The following is a 20,689-nucleotide window of genomic DNA, read 5'->3' as shown; positions in this document are numbered from 1 at the left end:
CCTACCGTGTGAAGGCCGCGGCGACCAGTTTCGCGGTGTGCTTGCGCCCGGCGAGCGTCGGGTGAATCGGCGTGCCGTTCTCGCCCGGCAGCATGCCGGTGAACGAGAGGAAGCGCTTTCCGTCGGGTCCGCACATGTCGCGCCCGGGCAGGGTGTTCGGATCGACGACGGTGAACCCGGCCCGCGTGGCCGCCTCGGTGATCGTGGCGTTGAGCCGCTTCTGCACGCGATTCGCGCTCTTCACCGCGGGAGCGCCCATCACGGCGTCGACGAAGCAGCCGCGCGGGTCGTCGGGCAGGATCTTCAGATAGGGGATCACGGCCACCTGGGCGTTCGGCGCCGCAGCCCGCACCGCGGCGTACGTGCGGTCGAGGCGGGGCTCGAGCTTGTCGATCTTGGCCATGGCGTCCTTCTCGGCGCCGGCCGGGCACAGTGCTCCGACGACGCACTGCTTGATCAGATCGCCGAAGATCCCGTCGTCGTTCCCGCCGATCGACAGCGAGACGTACTGCGTCTTCTCGCTGAGGCCCCGGATCTGCGGCCCCTTGTCGGTGACCTTCGTGATGTCGTCGGTGTCGGCGCCCGAACACGACCAGTCGGCGAAGCTCACGCCCGGCATGCGCCGCGCGACCAGGTGCCCGACGTTGTCCGGCGCCTGGGCGCAGCCCGCCGACGGATTGGTGCCGTTCCCCATGTCGCCGGCCGCGACGTACGAGTCGCCGAGCGACACGTACTGCGCGCCGCGCGGGGCCGGATCGGGCATGGCCGCTGCGGACGGGACGAGGACGACGGCCGGAACCGCCACCGCTGCGGCCGCAGCGAGACGGACGAGAACACTTCGGACACTACGGTGCTGAATCACACTGAACCCCTTGTTGTCAGATACATCACCGATCACCGTAGCCAGGGCCTACTCACGAGTACAAGGGTTGAGTACGATTCCGTACCGACATCGCGTCACATCGGCTAGCCTGACGCCCGTGTCCGACATCACCCCCGCACCCTCAGCGAACCTGCGCAGCCTGCGATTCTCCGCCGCCACCGCGGCCTTCCAGATCGAGGGAGCCCGTACCGAGGGTGGCCGCGGCCGGAGCATCTGGGACGACTGGGCCGACTCACCGGGCAACGTGATCGACGGTTCGACGGCCGACCCCGGCCCCGACAGCTACCACCGCTCGCGCGAGGATGTCGCCCTCGCGGCCGGGCTCGGCCTGGACCGCTACCGGTTCTCCATCTCCTGGGTGCGCGTCCAGCCCGACGGGCGCGGAGAACCGAATCCCGTTGGGCTCGACTACTATTCGCGTCTCGTCGACCAGCTTCTCGAGGCCGGCGTGACGCCCTTCCCCACCCTGTACCACTGGGATCTGCCGACCGGACTCGAAGCGGCGGGCGGCTGGCTGGACCGGGACACCGCCCATCGGTTCGCCGACTACGCGGGGCTGGTGGCCGCGCGTCTGGGCGACCGCGTGAAGCAGTGGTACACCCTGAACGAGCCGGCCATGACCACCCTCCAGGGCTACGCGATCGGGGCGCTGGCGCCGGGCCGATTCCTGCTCTTCGACGCTCTTCCGACCGTGCACCACCAATTGCTGGCGCACGGTCTGGCGATGCCGCTGCTGCGCGATGCCGGGGCCGAGGCCGTCGGCCTGGCGAACAATCACACGCAGGTGCTGCCGCGCTCCGGGTCCACCGCCGATGCGGCGGCCGCCGCCGCGTACGACGTGCTGCACAACCGGATGTTCGCCGAGCCGATCCTGCTCGGCGAGTACCCGGATCTGTCGGCGTTCGGCGGCCCGGACCTGCCGATCGCCGACGGCGACCTGGAGTTGATCGCGACGCGGCCGGACTTCTACGGGGTGAACTTCTACAATCCGACGACGGTCGGAGCGCCGCCGCAAGGCAGCCCGATCCCGTTCGAGATCCTGCCCACCCCGGGCGTCCCGGTGACCGGATTCGGGGAGGAGTGGCCGATCATGCCCGCGGCGCTGACGTCCCTGCTGACCGGTTTCACCGACCGCTACGGCGACGCTCTGCCGCCGCTGATCGTCAGCGAGAACGGCGCGTCGTTCCCCGAACCGGACTCGGCGGAGCGGATCGACGACGCCGAGCGCATCGCCTACCTCGACGGGCACCTGCGTGCGGTCGGCGACGCCCGCGCGGCCGGAGCGAACGTCGAGGAGTACACGGTGTGGTCGCTGCTGGACAACTTCGAGTGGGCCGACGGGTACACACAGCGCTTCGGGCTGACCCATGTCGACTACGCGACCGGGCGCCGCACACCGAAGGCGTCGTACGAGTGGTATCGAGCGATGATCGCCGCCGCCCGCACGGCCGGCGCCGAGGATCGGTGAACGCGCGCGTCGGGCGACGCTGGCTGGCCCTGTTCACCCTCGCCTGGCTGGTCATCTGGACAGCGCAGCTGACACCCCTGCAACTACTCCTCCCGCTACAGCTCGACGAGCAGGTGTCCGCAGGCGGCGATCACTGGGTGCGGGGCGTGGTGATCTCCGGCCTGATTCTGGGAGTCGGCGGCCTGGCCGGGGTGCTCGCCGGCCCGCTGGCAGGCGCCCTCTCGGACCGGACCCGCGCCCGGCGGCTCCCGGCGCGCCTCGGCGGGCGCCGGCGCGGCTGGGCGCTGGGCGGCATCTGGCTGGCCGCACCGTGCCTGGTGCTGACCGGACTGGCCCACACGCCGATCCTGGTCGGTGCGGCCTGGGTGGGCGTCTCCACCGGTATCGCCGTCGCGGCGGCTGCGTTCACCGCGCTCATCGCCGATCAGCTGCCGCCGGACCAGCGCGGCGTCGCGGCGTCGTCAGTCAGCTCGTCGCAGGCCGCGGGCGTCATCCTCGGGGTCGGGGTGATCGTGCTGCTCGGCCTGAGCACCTCGACCGGCTACGGAGTACTGGCGGTCGCGCTCGCCACCGGCGGCACCCTCGCCGCCCTGGGCCTGCCCGATCCCCGCTCGCCCGGCGAGGTCCACGCAGCCCTGGCCGAGCGCGATGTGCTGCGCTCACTACGCGACCGGGACTTCGCGTGGGTGCTCACCGGCCGCTTCGTCACCAACGTCGGCAACGCGCTGGGCACGTCGTTGTTCCTGTTCTACCTTCTCTACGGGCTCGGTCAGCCCACTGCGGAGGCCGAAGGCAACTTGCTGGTGCTGGTCCTGGTGTACACCGTGTTCGTGGTGGCCTCGTCCGTCGTCTTCGGGCTGTACTCGGACCGAACGGGACGGCGACGCGGCCTGGCGGTCGCCGCCACGGGCGTGCAGGCGCTCTCCGGCGTCGTCATTCTGGTGCACCCCTCCTTCGGCGCGGTGATGCTCGGCGCCGCGCTGATGGGCATCGGCTACGGCGCGTTCTCGACGGTGGGCCTGGCATTCGCCACCGACCTCCTGCCGTTCCAGGAGGATCACGGCCGCGACCTCGGTGTGGTGAACACGGCCGCTGCGCTCGGCCAGTTGATCGGCCCCCTCCTCGGCGCCGCCCTGGTCGCCGCAGTAGGCGGATTCTGGCTGCTGTTCGCCACCGGCGCGGCGGTGTCGGCCACCGGCGGACTGCTCACCGCGCTCGCGAAAGAAGGCCATAGGGCTCACGACCCGTCGGTGACCGTTAGCTAACATTTCCGTAGCGAGGGACGACGCCGACCGGTGCCGTTGCGCTTGAAGACAAGGACGGAACTCCGTGGCAGAACTCGTCATCCCGAAGGGTCATGCGAACGTGTCGATGCTCGGCGTCGGCGCCTACCGCCCCGCACGGAGCGTCAGCAACGAAGAGCTCTGCAGGGTGATGGACTCGTCGGACGAGTGGATCTTCGAGCGCAGCGGCATCCGCAACCGCCGCTTCGTCACCGGCGACGAGGACATGCGGTACATCGCCGCCCAGGCCGCCGAGCGCGCGATCGTCAACTCCGGCGTCGACCGCGAGAAGATCGACCTGATGGTGTTCGCCACCAGCAGCTGGCCGTACAACGTGCCGCACGGCGCCCCGTCCGTCGCCTACGACGTCGGGCTGAACGGCATCCCCGCCTTCGACGTCACGGCGGGCTGCGGCGGTTTCGGCTACGGACTCGGGGTGGCCGCGGACGCGATCCGGGCCGGCAGCGCGAACTACGCCGTCGTGATCGGCGCGGAGACCATGTCGGTCGGCCTGGACCCGAAGGACCGCAGCACCGGCTTCATCTTCGGCGACGGCGCCGGCGCCGTGGTCGTCGGTCCCTCCGAGCGCAACGGCATCTCCCCGATCGTGTCGGGCAGCGACGGCGAGCACGCCGGCGCCATCAGCCAGAACCGCGACACCGTCGAGTACATGGCCCGCTCCGTCGAGTACCAGCACAAGGATCCCGAGACCGACCCCGTCGGCCGCCTCATCATCAGCATGGAGGGGCCCGCCGTATTCCGCTGGGCCGCGGTGACGCTGCCCAAGGCCCTCAAGTCCCTGCTCACCGACTCCGGCGCCGGCGTCGACGACATCGACGTGTTCATCCCGCACCAGGCCAACGCCCGGATCAGCGAGCTGATGAAGAAGAACCTCGGCTTCCGCGACGACCTCCCGATGGCCAACGACATCGAGAACACCGGCAACACGTCGGCCGGATCCATCCCGCTGGCGATGGAGGAGATGCTCGCCACCGGCAAGGCCAAGGGCGGCGACACCGCTCTGCTCCTCGGTTTCGGTGCCGGCCTGAGCTATGCCGGCGCGGTGGTCACGCTCCCGCCCGCGCCGAAGATCTCCAGCTTCGACGGTCTCGATCAGCAGCCGGTCGGCCCGTTGCCCGCGCACCTCGCGGCGATCGAAGCGGACTGACCCCGCACCCGATCACGCCCCGGAGTTCTCCTGCTCGGCCGCCCACTCGACGACCCGGCGGGCGCTCTCCTCCTCGGAGAGGTCCTCGACGCGCGTCATGATCGACCACCGCACCCCGAACGGATCGCGGATCGACGCATAACGATCTCCGGAGACGAAGGTCGACAGCGGTTCCCGGACCGTCGCCCCGGCCGCCTCGGCCCGGGCCACCAGCGCGTCCGCGTCGGCGCAGTACAGGCCGATCGAGTAGCAGGCGTCGTCTGGGTCCGGGGCGGCGACCAGCCGGTATTCCGGATTCGGCTCTCCGAGTTGCAGCCGGCCGTGGCCGAAGTCGAGTTCGGCGTGCACCACGACGCCGCCCATCTCGGTGACGTCGACGACCCGGGCGCCGAACACCGATCGATAGAATTCGAGGGCGTCGGCGGCTTTCGGAACGGCGAGGAACGGCGTCAGGCTCGTCGCTCCGTGGGGTACGCCGTCGGTGGTGTGCTGTCCGGTCACTCCGCGTGCCGGTGAGATGTTGGTGTCCATGAAGCGACCGTACGCAGCCGGCGGCACGCACGACTAGAAGATTCGCGACGACTGGGAGGCCCGGTGCACGGTACCGACGACGGCCGCGGCATCCTCTTCCCCGACCGCTTGCCGACGTTCACACGGGTCCCCGCCCCGGAGGCGTTGACCGACCGGATCCGCTGGTTCTGGATTCCGCGCTGGGATCTGCCCGCGGGCCGGGTCTCGCGCCAGCGACTCCTCCCTTTCCCCGCGTCCAACCTGGTGGTTCAGCTCGACGGGGTCACCCTGGCCGGGCCGACCACCGGCGCATCGCATCGGGATCTCAGTGGGCGCGGATGGGCGGTCGGCACGTCCCTGCGCCCCGCGGGCATCGCCGCCCTGCACCCCGCCCCGGGGCGGATACGCGACATCGAGGTGCCCTTCCCAGCCGCGGATCTGCACGCGGTCGTGACCGCGGCGATGGAACCGGCATCGCTGGAGGCCGAGGGCGATTCGGCGATCACCGGCGCCGTGGAGGCCTTCGCCGCCTGGGCGGCCGACCGGATCGGGCCGCCGGACGAGTCCGGCCTGCTCGCCAACACGATGGAGCAACTCGTCGCCGACGACCGATCGATCGTGCGCGTGGACCAACTCGCCGAGCGGCTGAGCGCGTCCGTCCGCACCGTGCAGCGGCTCGCCCGCCGGTATGTGGGACTTCCGCCGTTGAGCATGATCCGCCGCTACCGGCTGCAGGAGGCGGCTCAGCGGCTGCGTGACGACCCGGCGCTGACGGTCGGGCGGATCGCCGCCGATCTGGGCTACGCCGACCACGCCCACTTGACCGCGGACTTCCGGCGAGTGCTCGGCAGCACCCCGACGTCGTACCGCCGCGACCAGCCGACTCCCGGCCAATCCCCGGAAGTCGAGTAGGAGGCAAGGAAACTGGTGGTCAAGTAGACGAGGAAGCCGGTGGTCGTGTAGACGGCAAGTGAGCTGGTGGTCGAGTAGGCGAGGCGCTCGCCGAGCCGTATCGAGACCCAGCCGAGCCGTATCGAGACCGACCCAGTCGCCGGCCGCTCACCCGAAGTGTGCCGCGAGCCGGCGGTGCCGGTGACGGAAGAAGGCGGCGAGGACACGACACAGCACGGGCCCTGCGAGAATCATCCCCAGTCGCGGACCGAAGGTGACGACATCGGTCACCCGCGTGCGGCCGTCGTCGATCGGTTCCACGGTCCGCTCGTGCGTCCAGCGACGCATGCTGAGCATGGTCGACTCCTCCCGGAAGGACCGGCCGGGATCCAGTTCGGCGATCGACAGGTGATCGAAGTCGTACGGCAGCACGCCGAACAGGCGCAGCCAGGCGCGGCCGATCGGGCGGCCGACCTCGAGGCTGTCGATGGTGATCCCGTCGGCACCGCGAGGCACCGACATCGTCATCCACGGCCGCATCTCGTCGTTGATGCCCTCGGGGGTCACGACCCTGGCCCACACCGCGTCGGCCGGCGCACGGACCTCGCTGCTCTGCTCGAACGACCACACTCGCTGCATACTCAAATGGTAACCGGTTTCATTAACCTCGGCGAGCAGGTCGAATCCCGTCCGGTACTTCCCAGTAGCGGCAACTCGTGCCACATTGGATTCCATGGTGGAGATCGCACAGGCACCCGGCATCACGAAGTTCGGCATTCGCTCGATCGGGGCCTACCGCCCCGAGCGGGTCGTGACCAACGACGAGATCTGCGAACACATCGATTCGTCCGACGAGTGGATCTACACGCGCACCGGCATCAAGTCGCGGCGGTTCGCCCGCCGCGACGAAGACGTGGTGGAGATGGGTGTCAATGCCGGACGCAAGGCCATCGCCAACGCGCTGCTGTCCGGCGCCGACATCGATGCGGTGATTCTGGCGACCAACACCCATCTGCTGCTGACGCCGGCCGGCGCCACCAAGATCGCCACCGAACTGGGCGCCAACGGGGTGCCCGCCTTCGACGTGACCGTCGGCTGCGCGGGCTTCGGCTACGCGATGTCGCTGGCCGCGGACATGCTGCGCGGCGGCAGCGCCACCAACGTCCTGGTGATCGGCGCCGAGCAGCTGTCGATCGCGCTGGACATGACCGACCGCACCAACTGCTTCATCTTCGGCGACGGCGCGGGCGCGGTGGTGCTCGGTCCGACCGACGAGCTCGAGCTCGGCCCCGTGGTGTGGGGCAGCGACGGCTCCCAGTACAACGCGATCCGGCAGGACATCGACTGGGTGACCTTCCTCGACGGCGACCGCGTCCAGCGCCCGTTCCTCCGGCTGGAGGGCACCGCGGTGTTCCGCTGGGCCGCCTTCGAGATGGGCAAGGCGGCCCAGAAGGCGCTCGACGTCGCCAAGGTGGACGCATCCGACGTCGACGTCTTCGTCCCGCATCAGGCCAACTCCCGGATCAACGAGTTGCTGGCGCGGAACCTGCACTTCCCGGAGAGCACCGTGGTCGCGAACGACATCGAGACCACCGGCAACACGTCGGCCGCATCCATCCCGCTGGCGATGGAAGAACTGCTCTCCACCGGCGCGGCCAAGCCCGGCGACACGGCCCTGCTCCTCGGCTACGGCGCCGGCCTCAGCTACGCCGCCCAGGTGGTCAAGCTGCCGCCGATCCCCTTCGAGTGATTCAGCGCGCTCCGTCACCGAGGGTGAGGCGCGGCCAGTCCGAGAGCGCGTCGAGCAGGGTCCGGTCGTGAGTCGCGACGATCACCGCGGCGGCATGCGTGCGGAGCGACTCGGTCAGATCGTCGACCAGTGCCGCCGCCAGGTGATTGGTCGGCTCGTCGAGGATCACCACGTCCGGTTTTCCGGCGAGCACCTCCAGTAGTGCGTGACGACGACGCTGCCCCACCGACTGCGCGTACCCCGACGACGGATCGGACTCCTGCCGGAGGATCCCGAGCCGAGCACCCGGGTGCCGGTGCACCGCTCCACCGGTCGGCGGCAGTTCACCGGTGAGCACCGACAACAGCGTCGACTTGCCTGCTCCGTTCGGGCCGCAGATCAGCAGTTTGTCACCGGCACGCACGGACAGTTCGACCGGAGCCGTCAGCCGGCCGTCGACGGTCACGTCGTCGGCGGCGAGCAACGTGCCGCCGACAAGCACCGGGTAGTCGGGCACCGACAGCCGCTTGGGCGGCGCGGGCACCGGAACCGTATGCGCGTCCAGGGCCTCCTGCCGCCGCTTCACGTTGCGCACGACAGACGGCGCGCGGCTGGCCCGAGCGTGCTTGCCGGTTCCCTTCTCCGGCCGCCATCCCGTGACGAGCCGGTTCTGCGCCGACTGCAACTGCTCCCGCAGCCGCTCCCCCTCGGCGAGCTGACCGGCGTGCAGCTGCTCCCAGCGCGCCCGCTCGGCGGCACGCCCGGCGCGGTATCCGTCGTACCCGCCGCCGTAGATCCGCGGCCGGCCGTCCGAACTCGGATCGAGGTCGACGAAGGTGTCCGCGACGTCGGCCAGCAGCAGCCGGTCGTGGCTGACGACCGCGAAGCCGCCACGGCTGCGCAGGTTCTCGGTCAGGAAGACCAGACCTTGTGCATCGAGATGATTGGTGGGCTCGTCGAGCAGCAGGATCTCGGCGTCGCCGCCGAGCACGCAGGCGAGCCGCACGCGGTAGCGCTGACCCACCGACAGTTCGCTGAGCAGCCGACTCCGGTCGGTCTCGGCGCCGAGCGCCTCGAGGGCGGTGGTGACCCGCCGCTGGGCGTCCCACGCATCGAGCGCGGTTGCCCGATCCAGTGCCGCCGCGTAGCGATCGGCCGCTCCCGGCGACTCTTCGGCGAGTGCTGCCGCCGCGGCGTCGAGATCGTCGAGCGCCTCGCGGGAGTCGCGAATCGCGACGTCGATCGCATCGTCGACGGTGCGACCGCCCGTCCTGAGCGGAGTCGACGGGCCTGTCGGCAGCTCCTGCTCCACGACGGCGATCCGGCCGTGGACCGCGACCGTGCCCGAGGACGGGTCGAGCGAGCCGGCGAGCGCGGCCAGGAGGGTGGACTTTCCGGCGCCGTTCTCGCCGACGATCGCCAGACGCGAGTCGGCGGAGACGGTGAGGTCGAGGCCGGTCACGATCGGCCGGCCGGTACGGGTCAGAGTGAGGTCGCGCGCGGTGATCTGAGCAGCCGCGCGCACACGGGTGGTGCGAGACATGGTGAGGGGTCCTTCGTAGCGCGTCCGCTCCGAAGGCGGACGCGGGCTGTACCGGGTGGCGGGCGAAAGCGCGGCCACCTCAGCCGAAGAACAAGTACTGCACGACGTCGACACTAGCGAACGCGGCCGTCGGCCCGCCACACCTTTTTGCCTGACCACCGGGCCGCCCGATAGCGTGGACCGGTGAGTTCTGAGTCCATCGCCCGTGAGGTCAAGCGCCGCCGGACCTTCGCGATCATCTCCCATCCGGATGCCGGTAAGTCGACGATGACCGAGGCACTGGCGCTGCACGCCCGCATGATCAGCGAGGCCGGCGCGGTCCACGGCAAGGGCGGGCGCCGCTCCACCGTCTCGGACTGGATGGAAATGGAGAAGGCGCGCGGCATCTCGGTCAGCTCCACCGCTCTCCAGTTCAACTACACGCCCACCGGACCCGACGGCGAGTCGCCCGCTCCTGACGAGCCGAACGTGATCAACCTGGTCGACACGCCCGGTCACTCGGACTTCTCCGAGGACACCTACCGGGTGCTGACCGCGGTCGATGCCGCCGTGATGCTGATCGATGCCGCCAAGGGCCTGGAGCCGCAGACGCTCAAGCTCTTCCAGGTGTGCCGCCACCGCGGCATCCCGGTGATCACCGTGATCAACAAGTGGGACCGGCCCGGCCAGTCGCCGCTGGAACTGATCGACGAGATCACCGAGCGCATCGGCCTCATCCCCACCCCCCTGTACGTGCCGGTCGGCATCGCCGGCGACTATCGCGGGCTGCTGGATCGTCGTACCGGGAAGTTCATCAAGTTCACCCGTACCGCGGGCGGTTCCACCATCGCGCCGGAGGAGATCCTCTCTCCCGAGGCGGCGCTGGAATCCGAAGGCGACGCCTGGACCGCCGCCGTCGAGGAGTCCGAGCTGCTCGGCGAGATGGGGCAAGACCACGACCAGGAGATGTTCCTGGCCGGCCAGACCTCCCCGATGATCTTCACCTCCGCGATGCTGAACTTCGGTGTGCGCCAACTGCTCGAGGCGCTCGTCGAATACGCTCCGGCGCCGGCGGGCCGGACCGGCATCGACGGAACCGAGCGCGCGGTGACCGACCCGTTCAGCGCCGTCGTCTTCAAGGTGCAGGCCGGCATGGACTCCAGCCACCGCGACCGTCTCGCATACATGCGCATCGTCTCCGGCGAGTTCGAGCGCGGCATGGTCGTCACGCACGCGCAGACCGGCAAGCCGTTCGCGACCAAGTACGCCCAAGCGGTGTTCGGCCGCGACCGCTCCACCGTCGACACGGCCTACCCGGGTGACGTCGTCGGCCTGGTGAACGCCATGGCCCTTGCCCCCGGCGACACGCTGTTCATCGATCCGAAGATCCAGTACCCGCCGATCCCCTCGTTCGCGCCGGAGCACTTCTCCGCGCTGCGGGTCACCACCGCCGACAAGTACAAGCAGTTCCGCAAGGCCATCGATCAGCTCGACGCCGAGGGCGTGGTCCAGGTGCTGCGCAACGACCTGCGCGGCGACGCCTCCCCGGTGCTGGCCGCAGTCGGTCCCATGCAGTTCGAGGTGGTCACCGCGCGGATGAAAGCGGAGTTCAACGTCGACACCGTCATCGAACCGCTCGGGTTCTCGCTGGCCCGCCGCACCGACGAGGCCAGCGCCCCCGAACTGACCAAGCAGCGCGGCGTCGAGGTGTTCACGCGCAGCGACGGCGCCATCCTCGCGCTGTTCAGCGACAAGTGGCGACTGCAGTTCATCGAGAAGGAGTTCCCCTCGCTCGAGCTGGCACCCCTCGTGGCGGCCGCGGACTGATGCTGCGACGGCACTTCACGGCGCTGGCGGCGCTCGCCGTCGTGCTGACCGGCTGCGCGGAGTCCTCCGGCGGATCCGGCGACGACGCCGAAGTCACCGGCGAACCGCCCACGACGGTCCCGGCGAGCGCGCCCCCGGCCACCCGGCATCAGGCGGCCGCCTGCCACACCCCGCCGCCGTCCGGGCGGGTCACCCGCTCGGGGTACGGCCTGGAGTACCGGAGCGGGTCGATTCACGCAGCCGTGCGGCCCGACGGCGGCGAGCAGGTGTGCGTGGAGTTCGCCAAGTCCGGGCCGGCCGACCCCCAGGTGCCCCCGGACACCTTGCTGTTCACTTTCGCTGGACCGAAAGGTGAAGGGGCGCAGGTGGAGTTCGAGACGGTCGCGCTGACCGGAGGTCGGCTTCCGCCCCTCGACAACGGCTACGTGCCGCGTGTCGGCCCCCTCGATCATCCGATCCCTGCCCGAGTGGGGATCTCGGTCGACGGCGCGTACTACCACTCCGGCGAATGCTCACTGCTGCTCACGACGGTCACCGCACAGGGCGCGGCAGGCCGGTTCGACTGCCCCCGCGCGACGGTGCGCGCCGCCAACCCGTTCCTGCCCTCCGACGACGTCGACTACGAGGCCGACGACCTCGTCGAGCCGCCGCCCACGGCCGCCCTCTCCGGGTGGTTCGCGGTGCGTCCCTGAGGAACGATCAGGCGCCTACGATCCGGGCCACCAAAGCCTCGTCGACGGCGTCGAGCGTCGACGGATCGAACGCCGGATCGCGGTCCTTATCCACCAGGACCGCGCGCACTCCCTCAGCGAAGTCCGGCGTCGCGGTGATGATCTCAGCCGCGTGCAGTTCACGCTCCAGGCACTGTTCCAGCGACGACGACGCACCCGCCTCGATCAGCGCCGCGGTCACCGCGAGGCTGGTCGGCGATGCCTGGTCGAACGTGTCCGCCATCTCCTGCGCCCAGTCGTCGTCGGTGGCTCCGCGCAGCCCGCCGAGGATGCCGGCCGGCGGAAACCCGAGCGGGAAGTAGTCGGCGATCTTGCGCAACGGAAGGTCGACCGGCGGCAGGTCCCGGTGCCCGGCGAGCACCTCGCCCAACGGCGAACCGGCGCGGATCCGCTCGGCGACGGCGGGTAGATCGGCGGCGGGAACGAAGTGCGTCGCCAGGCCGACCGCGACGGCCTCGGCCCCGCGGAGCCGGGCTCCGGTCAGCCCCAGCCAGACCCCGACACCGTCGGGCAGGCGCGGCAGGAAGTAGGTCGCGCCGACGTCCGGGAAGAAGCCGATCGCGGTCTCCGGCATCGCCAGCAGCGCGTTCTCGGTGACCACGCGGAGTTCACCGTGCACGCTGATGCCCAGTCCGCCGCCCATGGCGGCGCCGTCGATCAGCGCGACGTAGGGCTTGGGGTACTCGGCGATGAGCTGGTCGAGCCGGTACTCGCTGGAGAAGTAGCGGGTGATCGCCGCGGTGTCGCCGTCGACGGCGTACTCCCGGATCGCGCGGATGTCGCCGCCGGCGCAGAACGCCCGCGGGCTCGCCGAGGTCACCAGGACCGTCTCGATCGCGTCGTCGTCTCCCCATCGGGACAGCACGTCGAACATCTCGTCGATCATCGACTGGTCGAGGGCGTTGAGGGCCCGGGGGCGGTCGAGCACGATCTCGCCGACGCCACCGGTCACGGAGGTGCGCAGGAAGGACATGGGCTCACGCTAGCCGCTCGCGGCGACTCGGCGGAATCTGGACTAGGGTTCACGGTGCAGACGGCCGAAGGATCGCCATGGACCAGCACGTGCACGACAAGACCGGCGTTGCGGTGAGCGTCGCCCTCCACACGACCCCGCCGATCGGCGCCTACACGGTCGGCTTCGACGACGGCGTCGTCGCGGGCCGGGCCGAGTTCGTCGACTCGGCCCAGACGCCGGGCGACCGGATCTTCTTCCACACCGAGGTGGCCGAAGAGTTCGGCGGCCGCGGACTGGCTGGGATCCTGGTCCGCCACGCCCTTGCGGACTGCCTGTCCGCCGGCCTCACGGTGGTCCCGGTGTGCCCGCTGTTCGCCGCTCACCTGCGCGAGCACGGAGCGCAGTACCGCGCCGACGGTGGAGTCTTCCGCAGACCCACTCCGGCCGACATCGCCCTCGTCACCCGCGCGACCGACCGCCGCTAGCGCGACGCCCCGAAAAACCGGTGGACTCCGGCCGTCCGTGCTCCGTAGCGTCGGCGGCGTATGCACCACACCTCCACCACCCTGACCGCGATCAGCCTGAGCTTCGCCTGGCCGGACGGCTCCGAACTTCTGCACGACGTCGGCCTCTCCCTCGCCCCGGGTCTGTCCGCCCTGGTCGGCGACAACGGCGCCGGCAAGACCACCCTGCTCGAGATCCTCGCGGGTCTCCGCCGTCCCGCCCGCGGCACGGTCCGCCACGACGGAACCATCGCACTGGTGCGGCAGGCGTCCGCGCAGCCGGGCGCCGGAACCGTCGCCGACGGTCTCGGCGTCTCCGCCGCCCTCGCGGCGCTGTCCCGCATCGAGGGCGGCAGCACCGATCCGGCCGACTTCGAGACGATCGGCGACGACTGGGACCTGGCGGCGCGCGCCGTGGCCCGGCTGGACCGGCTCGGGCTGCCGACCGACCTCGCGCGCCCCCTCACCAGCCTGTCCGGTGGCCAGTTCCGGACACTCGCGCTGGCCCGTGCCCTCCTCGACGAGCCGGACGTGCTCCTGCTCGACGAGCCCACCAACGATCTCGACGCCGAGTCCCGCGCCCGACTCCACCGTGCGCTCGACGAGTTCGGCGGGGCGATCCTGACTGTGAGCCACGACCTGGAACTGCTCGACCGCGCCACGTGCACTTTCGAGCTGCGCGAGGCCCACGTGCGCGCCTTCGGCGGCAACTACGCGCACTATCGCGCTGCTCTCGAGGACGAGCGCAGGGCCCATGCCGAACAGACCGCCGCCGCAGCAGCGCAACTCCGCCGCGAGCAGCGCCAGTTCGACGAGGCGCAGACCGCGCTGGCCCGGCGCCGTCGTACTGCACAGAAGGCGCAGATCGAGAAGCGGGTGCCACCGATCGCGGCCGGCTTACGCGCTAGCAAGGCGCAGGTCGCTGCCGGGAAACTCGAACGCGGGCAGCGCGATTCGGTCGACGCGGCCCGCTCCGAGCTCGACGAGCTGCGACAGCGGCGACAGCGGTCCACGACGCCGGAGATCCGGCTGCCGTCGCCGGAGGTCGCCTCCGGCGCGCAGATCATCGTCGACCGTCGTCTGCCGATCACCGGGCCCGAGCGCGTGCTGCTCACCGGACCGAACGGTGCGGGCAAGTCCCGGCTGCTCGCCGCGCTCACCGCCGACGGGGACGCCGTGGTGGTGCCGCATGTGTTTGTCCCGCAGGTGATCTCCTTCGAGAATCCGGGGTCGACTCTCGCGCAGACCGCGTACGACGCCGCCCCGCACGGCGAGCCGGAGGACGTGCACGCTCTCCTCGCACGCTTCGGATTCACCGGCAGCTCATCCGCACGCCGCCTGTCCGACCTGTCCGGCGGCGAGCAACTGCGCGCCGCGCTGGCGCTCGGCCTGCTCGCGCAGCCCGATCCCCGGCTGCTGATCCTCGACGAGCCCACCAACAACCTCGACGTCGGCACCGTGGAGAGCCTGCTCGCCGCCCTGACCGACTGGCCGGGGGCACTGCTCGTCGTCTCCCACGACTCCGGTTTCGCCGACCGGGTGTCCCCGACGCGAACGGTGACGCTCGACCCGTGAGGTCTCGGTTCGGACAACGAACGGTAACCACTCCAACCTCATCTTTCACACCAGTCACATCTCTGGCAGAGTTCTCGTCTTGTGGGCCGTCGGGGAAGCGGCCCTCCACACTTCACGAGGACGCGGGGGACCATGCGGAGACGGCTGCTCGCACCGCTGACTGCCGCGCTGCTGGCCGTCGCGAGCACGACCGCCTTCGCGGGGCCCGCCCCCGCCGAACCGGAGCTGCCGGCGCCGCCGCCGGCCGCCAAGGTCGCGCCGTACACCGGCGGCCCGTACGCGGCGATGGGCGACTCGCGGGCGTCGGGCACGCATCGGACGTTCACCCCCGGGTACTACCTGGGCTGTCTGCGCTCGGCGGACAGTTACCCGCAGATCTTGCGCAACAAGCTCAAGCCGATCCTGTTCGCCGACACCTCGTGCGCCGGCGCGACGAGCCCGAACCTCTGGTCGACACCGCAGCAGACCTCGACCTATCCGCGCGAACCGCAACTCAAGCGGGTGCCGCCGGGCACCCAGCTGATTACCCTCAGCATCGGTGGCAACGACATGCGCTGGGGCCCGATCCTGGCGCGGTGCCTGGTCGAGCGCACCGGCCAGGACAAGAACTGCCGCAGCAACGGCGCGCTGGCGGCAGAGGTGCAGACTCGACTGGGCGCCATGGGCCGCGGGACCCACGACGCCCTCCAGGCGATCCGCGCGGCGCACCCGCGCGCCCAGATCGTGATGGTCGGCCTCGGCGGGTTCATCGGCGAACGCGGATGCTTCCCGACCGTGCCCCTCCCCGACGGCGACGCCGTCTGGATGCGCGAGGTCTTCGACCGCGCCAACACGATCCTCCGGACCGTGGCCGAGAGCGTCGACGGCAGCTTCATCGACGTCCAGACCCTCTCCGAAGGCCGGGACGCGTGCCGCCGGGGCGACGCCTGGTACGAGGGTCAGACCAACGCGGACGGCACCCTGAAGTGGCACTTCAACCACGCCGGCTCCACCGCGATCGCCCGACTGGTGGAACGCGTCATCATCCGCTGACCGCACCGGTCGACGAGCGCCAGCAGGCGGCGGGCGTCGCGCTCACCGACCTCGGCGGGGTCGGCTAGAAGGGTGGCGGGTCGTTGTCGGCGGTGTGTGCGCGTTGACGTCGTAGGCGGGCGCGTTCGGCGCGGCGCCAGGCGTGTTTGTGTGCGGTGGCGGTGTGGAGGCCGCCGCGGCTGGGGTCGTGGTGTGGGTTCGGATCCGGTGGTGCTGGTGTGGGCGTGGTGGGCCTCTGGTGGAGGCAGCGGATGCCGGCTAGTTGGGGGAACATCCATTGTCCGGGTGCGGGGGTGTCGACGGTCAGGCCGTGTGGTGTGGTGATCGAGGTCCAGACGGTGCCGTGGTCGTCGATCCATTGGTCGTCGATCCATTGGTCGCCTGTCCTGAGCGGGTGGCGGAGCCTGCGACGACGCGCAGACGAGGGGTCGAGGAATCCCTCGGCCGGGTCCGGTGTTCCGGCGTGGGTTTTGATCTGGTGGTGCAGCACGCATGTGGGCCCGAGGTTGCACAGGCAGGTCGGTCCGCCGGTGGCCGGGCAGGCGTGGTCGTACTGTATGCGGTCCGAATCGTCGGCATCGGGGGCGACCATACCGGCCGCGGTCAGGTCGACGCGGGCCCACGGCGTGCTGCGGTCGACGTGCACCATAGACTCTCACCCCCGAAGCCTGTTCGAACTAGATGTGATTCACATTACTCCGCGACCGAGGCTCGATCAAGTGTTCGATTCGATGCTCGCGGGCCCGTCGCCGAGCCGGGCCCGCGCAAGCCCTCCTATCGACGACGTTGCGTCCTTTGCAGAGGTCCGGAGTCCTCACGCGGCAGTCTCGCCACGGGACGCCTAGTCACCCTCGACGATCTCGGCGGCTTCCATCCACTCCACCTCGGCGGCCGCCTTGGCGGCGAGCACCTCCTGGAGTTCCTCGTTCAACGCGGTGAGCCGATCCGGGTCGACGGCCGCATCGACCATCGCGGCATGGATCTGGTCCTCGCGCTTGCCGAGCTTCTCCATCTGCCGCTCCGCCCGGCCCATCGCCTTGCGGGCGGCCTGGTGCTCGGCCGGAGTCGGACCCGAACGCGGCCGGGTCTCGACGTCGCTCGACTGCCGAGAAGCACTCGACCCGCCAGAAGCACTCGACCCGCCAGAAGCACTCGACCGCCGAGAGGTGCCCGCCCCGCTCGCTTCGGCGGCACGGCGCTCCAGATACTGCTCGATCCCCCGCGGCAGATTGGTCAGCTTCCCGTCACCGAACAGGGCCCAGGTCGAGTCGCAGATCCGCTCGATCAGGTACCGATCGTGACTGATCACCACCAGCGTCCCCGCCCACGAATCGAGCAGATCCTCCAGTTGCTGCAGCGTGTCGATGTCGAGGTCGTTGGTGGGCTCGTCGAGCAGCAGGACGTTCGGTTCGGCCATCAGGACTCGCGTGAACTGCAGACGACGGCGCTCGCCGCCGGACAGGTCGGCGATCGGCGTGCGCTGCCGCGCCGGCGAGAAGCCGAGCCGCTCGGCGAGTTGGCTCGCCGAGAGCTCCTTCTCGCCCAGCATGACGTGCCCGGCCACCGCCTCCACTGCGTCGAGCACCCGCATGCTCTCGTCGAGGTCGTCGAGCTCCTGTCGCAGCCAGCCCAGCGAGACCGTCTTGCCGACGATCCGGCGGCCCGGCTCCACCGGGACCTCGCCGGCCAGGGCGCGCAGCAGTGTCGTCTTGCCCGAGCCGTTGACTCCGACCAGACCGATCCGCTCACCCGGCGCCAGCCGCCAGGTGGCGTCCTCCAGCAACGTCCGCCCCGGCGTGCCGTCGGCCGCGGCAGGTGCGTGCACCGCAGCGTCTTCCAGTTCGATCGCGACGCGGCCCAGACGGCGTTTGGCGAACGCCGACAGGGTGACCGAGTCGCGCGGCGGCGGCACGTCGGAGATCAGCTTCTCGGCGGCCTCCACCCGGTACTTGGGCTTGGAGGTGCGCGCGGGCGGGCCGCGCCGCAGCCAGGCGAGTTCTTTGCGAGCGAGGTTGCGACGCCGTTCCTCGGCGGCATCGGCCAGCCGGGCGCGCTCGGCCCGGGCGAACACCCAGTCGTTGTAGCCGCCCTCGTACTGGTCGACGCGTCCGGAATGCACCTCCCAGGTGCGATCGGCGACGGTGTCGAGGAACCAGCGGTCGTGCGTCACCACCACCAGCGCGCTCCGGCGGGACGTCAGGTGCTCGGCCAGCCAGTAGACGCCTTCGATGTCGAGGTGGTTGGTCGGCTCGTCGAGGATCAGCAGATCGGCGTCTGTCACCAGCGCCGCGGCGAGCGCGACGCGCCGGCGCTGACCGCCCGAGAGTGCGGCGACGTCGCGCTCAAGCAGTTCGTCGACGCCCAGTCCGGCCAGGATCCCGCGCACGCGAGCATCGGACGCCCACTCGTGCTCGGCGGTGCCTGCACCCAGCACCACATCGGAAACACTGGAGCCGGAAGGGAGCTCACCGCGCTGCGTCACCGTGACCACCTCGATGCCGCCGACCCGGGTCACCCGCCCGGAATCGGGTTCGGTGATCCCGGCGAGGAGTTCCAGGAGGGTGGTCTTGCCACCGCCGTTGAGGCCGACCACCCCGATGCGCTCGCCCTCGTGGACACCGACACTGACCTCGTCGAGCAGGGGCTTGATGCCGAAGCTCTTGCTCACCTTCTCGGCGATCACCAGGGAGGTGTTGGTCCCCGAGCCCGCCCTGGGCGAGGTGGAGGGGTCCGCCGGACGCCGTGCCATGTTTCTCCGTTCTTCGGTCGTGCGAGTCGAGTGGGGAGGTCGCAGAATCGTTCAGTGCGCCGGGATCAGACGGGCGCCGGCCACCGGGCCGCGGGCGGTCCGCACCGCCCGGGCGACGCCGAGACCGGAGAGTTCCGTGGCGACCGCGATCGCCGAGTCCTCGCCGTCGCACAGGAACGCGCACGTGGGTCCCGAGCCGGACACGATGCCGGCCAGTGCCCCCGCCTCCCGGCCGGCCCGCAGCGTCCGGCGCAGCAGCGGCTGCAGCGACACCGCCGCGGGCTGCAGTTCGTTGTGCAGCAGTGGTGCGACGGCGTGGACGTCGCCGGACGCCAGCGCCACCATCAGCTCGTCGGGACGTTCGGGCGGACGCACCTTCTCGCCGCGGCCGGCGCGGAGCCGGTCCAGCTCGTGATAGACCGCCGGCGTGGACAGGCCGCCCTTGGCCGCGACGACCACCCAGTGCAGTTCGCCCCGGTGCAACACCGGCAGCAGCTCTTCTCCTCGATTGCTGCCCAGCGCAGCCCCGCCGAGCAGGCAGAACGGCACGTCGCTGCCGAGCGTCGCGGCCAGGTCGGAGAGATCCTCGCGACTCAGTTCCAGCCGCCACAGTCGAGCGGCGGCCAGCAGTGCCCCGGCCGCGTCGGCGGAGCCGCCCGCCATGCCGCCGGCGACCGGGATCTGTTTGGCGATCTCGATCGCGACCGCCGGGTCGGCCACGTTCGCGTACTCGGCCAGCGCCTGCACGGCGCGGGCGGCGAGATTGGTCGGATCCGCCGGCACCTCGTGCGCCCCCTCCCCGGTGACCGAGATGGAGAACTCGTCGGCGGCGCGCACGGTGACGTCGTCGTACAGCGACAGCGCACAGAAGACCGTGCTCAGTTCGTGGTAGCCGTCCTCGCGCAGCGGACCGACGCCCAGGTGCAAGTTGATCTTGGCCGGCACGCGCGCCGTCGCCCCGCCCATCATCGGCCGGCCCCTTCCTCGCCGACGGCCTCCGCCAGCCGCACATAGTCGCCGATGTCGAGGCGCTCTCCGCGGATACCGGGATCGATTCCCGCTGCGCGCAGCAGTTCTTCGGCACGAACGGGTCCGCCGGCCCAGGAGGCGAGCGCCGAGCGCATGGTCTTCCGGCGCTGGGAGAAGGCGGCGTCGATCACCGTGAACACGGTTCGCCGCCGGTCCTCGTCCGTGCCGTACGGATCGGTGCGGTCGATGCGGACCAGTCCGGACTCGATCTTCGGTTCCGGCCAGAACACGTTCCGGCCGATGGCGCCCGCCCGCTTGACGTCGCCGAAGTAGCGCGCTTTGACGCTCGGAACACCGTAGGTGCGGCTGCCCGGTCCCGCGGCGAGACGATCGGCCACCTCGGCCTGCACCATCACCAACGCGGTCCGCAGGGTCGGGAAATGCGCCATCAGATGCAGCAACACCGGGACGGCGACGTTGTACGGCAGGTTCGCCACCAGCGCGGTCGGCGTCGCGGGCAGGTCGTCCGGGAGCACCGACATCGCGTCGGCGGTCACCACGTCAAACTGGGTTCCCGGGGCGAACTCCGCGACCGTCTGCGGCAGGCGCGCGGCGAGCACCGGATCGATCTCCACGGCGACCACCCGGCCGGCGGTCTCCAGCAGCGCCAGCGTCAGCGACCCCAGCCCCGGCCCGACCTCCAGAACCACGTCTTCGGGTCCCACGCCGGAGGTGGCGACGATGCGGCGCACGGTGTTGGCGTCGTGCACGAAGTTCTGGCCGAGCTGCTTGGTGGGCCGCACACCGAGCTCGGCGGCCAGGCCGCGGATCTCGACGGGACCCAGGAGGCGCACGCCGGTTGCATCAGTCACCCGGCCATTGTCCCCTGTCGGG

At 70.6% G+C, this 20,689-nt stretch carries 19 protein-coding genes; 10 read left to right on the top strand and 9 right to left on the bottom strand.

What is annotated here, in order from left to right:
- Position 1 precedes the first annotated feature (1 nt).
- Positions 2 to 805 (bottom strand): SGNH/GDSL hydrolase family protein, encoded by an 804-nt coding sequence (locus C6V83_RS05545; RefSeq protein WP_234353874.1) that lies wholly within the window; start codon positions 803 to 805, stop codon positions 2 to 4.
- A 175-nt stretch (positions 806 to 980) separates the two neighbouring features.
- Here C6V83_RS05545 and C6V83_RS05540 point away from each other — a divergent pair, with 175 nt between their 5' ends.
- The 3 genes from C6V83_RS05540 (at position 981) to C6V83_RS05530 (ending at position 4,802) form a co-directional block, all read left to right on the top strand.
- Positions 981 to 2,351 (top strand): GH1 family beta-glucosidase, encoded by a 1,371-nt coding sequence (locus C6V83_RS05540; RefSeq protein WP_234353873.1) that lies wholly within the window; start codon positions 981 to 983, stop codon positions 2,349 to 2,351.
- Positions 2,348 to 3,616 carry an MFS transporter gene (locus C6V83_RS05535; RefSeq protein ID WP_105941557.1) on the top strand — a complete coding sequence of 423 codons (1,269 nt, stop codon included), beginning with the start codon at positions 2,348 to 2,350 and terminating at the stop codon, positions 3,614 to 3,616. Before C6V83_RS05540 ends, C6V83_RS05535 begins: the two co-directional genes overlap by 4 nt.
- A gap of 64 nt (positions 3,617 to 3,680) precedes the next feature.
- Positions 3,681 to 4,802 (top strand): beta-ketoacyl-ACP synthase 3, encoded by a 1,122-nt coding sequence (locus tag C6V83_RS05530; protein WP_234353872.1) that lies wholly within the window; start codon positions 3,681 to 3,683, stop codon positions 4,800 to 4,802.
- Positions 4,803 to 4,814: 12 nt separating this feature from the next.
- On the opposite strand, the gene C6V83_RS05525 is transcribed toward C6V83_RS05530, so the two are convergent.
- Complete coding sequence (locus C6V83_RS05525) at positions 4,815 to 5,333, bottom strand: VOC family protein (RefSeq protein WP_105941556.1); 519 nt, start codon at positions 5,331 to 5,333, stop codon at positions 4,815 to 4,817.
- A gap of 63 nt (positions 5,334 to 5,396) precedes the next feature.
- On the opposite strand from C6V83_RS05525, the gene C6V83_RS05520 reads away from it, so the two are divergent.
- Positions 5,397 to 6,224 (top strand): AraC family transcriptional regulator, encoded by an 828-nt coding sequence (locus C6V83_RS05520; protein ID WP_105941555.1) that lies wholly within the window; start codon positions 5,397 to 5,399, stop codon positions 6,222 to 6,224.
- A 147-nt stretch (positions 6,225 to 6,371) separates the two neighbouring features.
- On the opposite strand, the gene C6V83_RS05515 is transcribed toward C6V83_RS05520, so the two are convergent.
- Positions 6,372 to 6,842: an SRPBCC family protein gene (locus tag C6V83_RS05515; protein WP_105941554.1), complete on the bottom strand. Its 471-nt coding sequence runs from the start codon at positions 6,840 to 6,842 to the stop codon at positions 6,372 to 6,374.
- A 94-nt stretch (positions 6,843 to 6,936) separates the two neighbouring features.
- On the opposite strand from C6V83_RS05515, the gene C6V83_RS05510 reads away from it, so the two are divergent.
- Positions 6,937 to 7,953, top strand: a complete 1,017-nt coding sequence (locus C6V83_RS05510) for a beta-ketoacyl-ACP synthase III (RefSeq protein ID WP_105941553.1) — start codon at positions 6,937 to 6,939, stop codon at positions 7,951 to 7,953.
- 1 nt (position 7,954) lies between these two features.
- Here the strand turns inward: C6V83_RS05510 and C6V83_RS05505 are convergent, their stop codons facing one another.
- Complete coding sequence (locus C6V83_RS05505; RefSeq protein WP_105941552.1) at positions 7,955 to 9,475, bottom strand: ATP-binding cassette domain-containing protein; 1,521 nt, start codon at positions 9,473 to 9,475, stop codon at positions 7,955 to 7,957.
- Positions 9,476 to 9,658: 183 nt separating this feature from the next.
- On the opposite strand from C6V83_RS05505, the gene C6V83_RS05500 reads away from it, so the two are divergent.
- A complete protein-coding gene (locus C6V83_RS05500) occupies positions 9,659 to 11,281 on the top strand; it encodes a peptide chain release factor 3 (protein ID WP_105941551.1) in 1,623 nt (540 codons plus the stop codon).
- Positions 11,281 to 11,973 (top strand): hypothetical protein, encoded by a 693-nt coding sequence (locus tag C6V83_RS05495; protein WP_105941550.1) that lies wholly within the window; start codon positions 11,281 to 11,283, stop codon positions 11,971 to 11,973. The genes C6V83_RS05500 and C6V83_RS05495 overlap by 1 nt, the downstream gene beginning before the upstream one ends.
- Positions 11,974 to 11,980: 7 nt before the next feature.
- Here the strand turns inward: C6V83_RS05495 and C6V83_RS05490 are convergent, their stop codons facing one another.
- A complete protein-coding gene (locus C6V83_RS05490) occupies positions 11,981 to 12,985 on the bottom strand; it encodes an enoyl-CoA hydratase/isomerase family protein (protein WP_105941549.1) in 1,005 nt (334 codons plus the stop codon).
- A 77-nt stretch (positions 12,986 to 13,062) separates the two neighbouring features.
- On the opposite strand from C6V83_RS05490, the gene C6V83_RS05485 reads away from it, so the two are divergent.
- From C6V83_RS05485 to C6V83_RS05475, 3 genes are all read left to right on the top strand, one after another.
- Positions 13,063 to 13,452, top strand: a complete 390-nt coding sequence (locus tag C6V83_RS05485) for a GNAT family N-acetyltransferase (RefSeq protein WP_105941548.1) — start codon at positions 13,063 to 13,065, stop codon at positions 13,450 to 13,452.
- Between the two features lie 60 nt (positions 13,453 to 13,512).
- Positions 13,513 to 15,045 (top strand): ATP-binding cassette domain-containing protein, encoded by a 1,533-nt coding sequence (locus C6V83_RS05480; RefSeq protein WP_105941547.1) that lies wholly within the window; start codon positions 13,513 to 13,515, stop codon positions 15,043 to 15,045.
- A gap of 132 nt (positions 15,046 to 15,177) precedes the next feature.
- Positions 15,178 to 16,077, top strand: a complete 900-nt coding sequence (locus tag C6V83_RS05475; protein WP_105941546.1) for an SGNH/GDSL hydrolase family protein — start codon at positions 15,178 to 15,180, stop codon at positions 16,075 to 16,077.
- A gap of 64 nt (positions 16,078 to 16,141) precedes the next feature.
- Here C6V83_RS05475 and C6V83_RS05470 read toward each other — a convergent pair whose 3' ends face one another.
- From C6V83_RS05470 to rsmA, 4 genes are all read right to left on the bottom strand, one after another.
- Positions 16,142 to 16,726 (bottom strand): hypothetical protein, encoded by a 585-nt coding sequence (locus C6V83_RS05470; protein ID WP_105941545.1) that lies wholly within the window; start codon positions 16,724 to 16,726, stop codon positions 16,142 to 16,144.
- A 192-nt stretch (positions 16,727 to 16,918) separates the two neighbouring features.
- Positions 16,919 to 18,826 (bottom strand): ABC-F family ATP-binding cassette domain-containing protein, encoded by a 1,908-nt coding sequence (locus C6V83_RS05465; protein ID WP_105941544.1) that lies wholly within the window; start codon positions 18,824 to 18,826, stop codon positions 16,919 to 16,921.
- Positions 18,827 to 18,877: 51 nt separating this feature from the next.
- Entirely contained in the window at positions 18,878 to 19,795 is a 918-nt protein-coding gene (locus C6V83_RS05460; RefSeq protein WP_105941543.1) for a 4-(cytidine 5'-diphospho)-2-C-methyl-D-erythritol kinase, read from the bottom strand.
- Entirely contained in the window at positions 19,792 to 20,667 is an 876-nt protein-coding gene (gene rsmA / locus C6V83_RS05455) for a 16S rRNA (adenine(1518)-N(6)/adenine(1519)-N(6))-dimethyltransferase RsmA (RefSeq protein WP_234353871.1), read from the bottom strand. Before rsmA ends, C6V83_RS05460 begins: the two co-directional genes overlap by 4 nt.
- Between the last annotated feature and the right edge of the window lie 22 nt (positions 20,668 to 20,689).

It is taken from the genome of Gordonia iterans (assembly GCF_002993285.1).
In the GTDB taxonomy this organism is placed as follows: domain Bacteria; phylum Actinomycetota; class Actinomycetes; order Mycobacteriales; family Mycobacteriaceae; genus Gordonia; species Gordonia iterans.
Note: the sequence above shows the minus strand (reverse complement) of the source record. Positions and strands in the feature narration are given on the sequence as shown.

Coding starts and splice junctions, on each gene's coding strand:
- C6V83_RS05525 (WP_105941556.1), bottom strand. CDS start 5,333: ATGGACACCAACATCTCACCGGCACGCGGAGTGACCGGACAGCACACC.
- C6V83_RS05515 (WP_105941554.1), bottom strand. CDS start 6,842: ATGCAGCGAGTGTGGTCGTTCGAGCAGAGCAGCGAGGTCCGTGCGCCG.
- C6V83_RS05510 (WP_105941553.1), top strand. CDS start 6,937: ATGGTGGAGATCGCACAGGCACCCGGCATCACGAAGTTCGGCATTCGC.
- C6V83_RS05505 (WP_105941552.1), bottom strand. CDS start 9,475: ATGTCTCGCACCACCCGTGTGCGCGCGGCTGCTCAGATCACCGCGCGC.
- C6V83_RS05495 (WP_105941550.1), top strand. CDS start 11,281: ATGCTGCGACGGCACTTCACGGCGCTGGCGGCGCTCGCCGTCGTGCTG.
- C6V83_RS05490 (WP_105941549.1), bottom strand. CDS start 12,985: ATGTCCTTCCTGCGCACCTCCGTGACCGGTGGCGTCGGCGAGATCGTG.
- C6V83_RS05485 (WP_105941548.1), top strand. CDS start 13,063: ATGGACCAGCACGTGCACGACAAGACCGGCGTTGCGGTGAGCGTCGCC.
- C6V83_RS05480 (WP_105941547.1), top strand. CDS start 13,513: ATGCACCACACCTCCACCACCCTGACCGCGATCAGCCTGAGCTTCGCC.
- C6V83_RS05475 (WP_105941546.1), top strand. CDS start 15,178: ATGCGGAGACGGCTGCTCGCACCGCTGACTGCCGCGCTGCTGGCCGTC.
- C6V83_RS05470 (WP_105941545.1), bottom strand. CDS start 16,726: ATGGTGCACGTCGACCGCAGCACGCCGTGGGCCCGCGTCGACCTGACC.
- C6V83_RS05465 (WP_105941544.1), bottom strand. CDS start 18,826: ATGGCACGGCGTCCGGCGGACCCCTCCACCTCGCCCAGGGCGGGCTCG.
- C6V83_RS05460 (WP_105941543.1), bottom strand. CDS start 19,795: ATGATGGGCGGGGCGACGGCGCGCGTGCCGGCCAAGATCAACTTGCAC.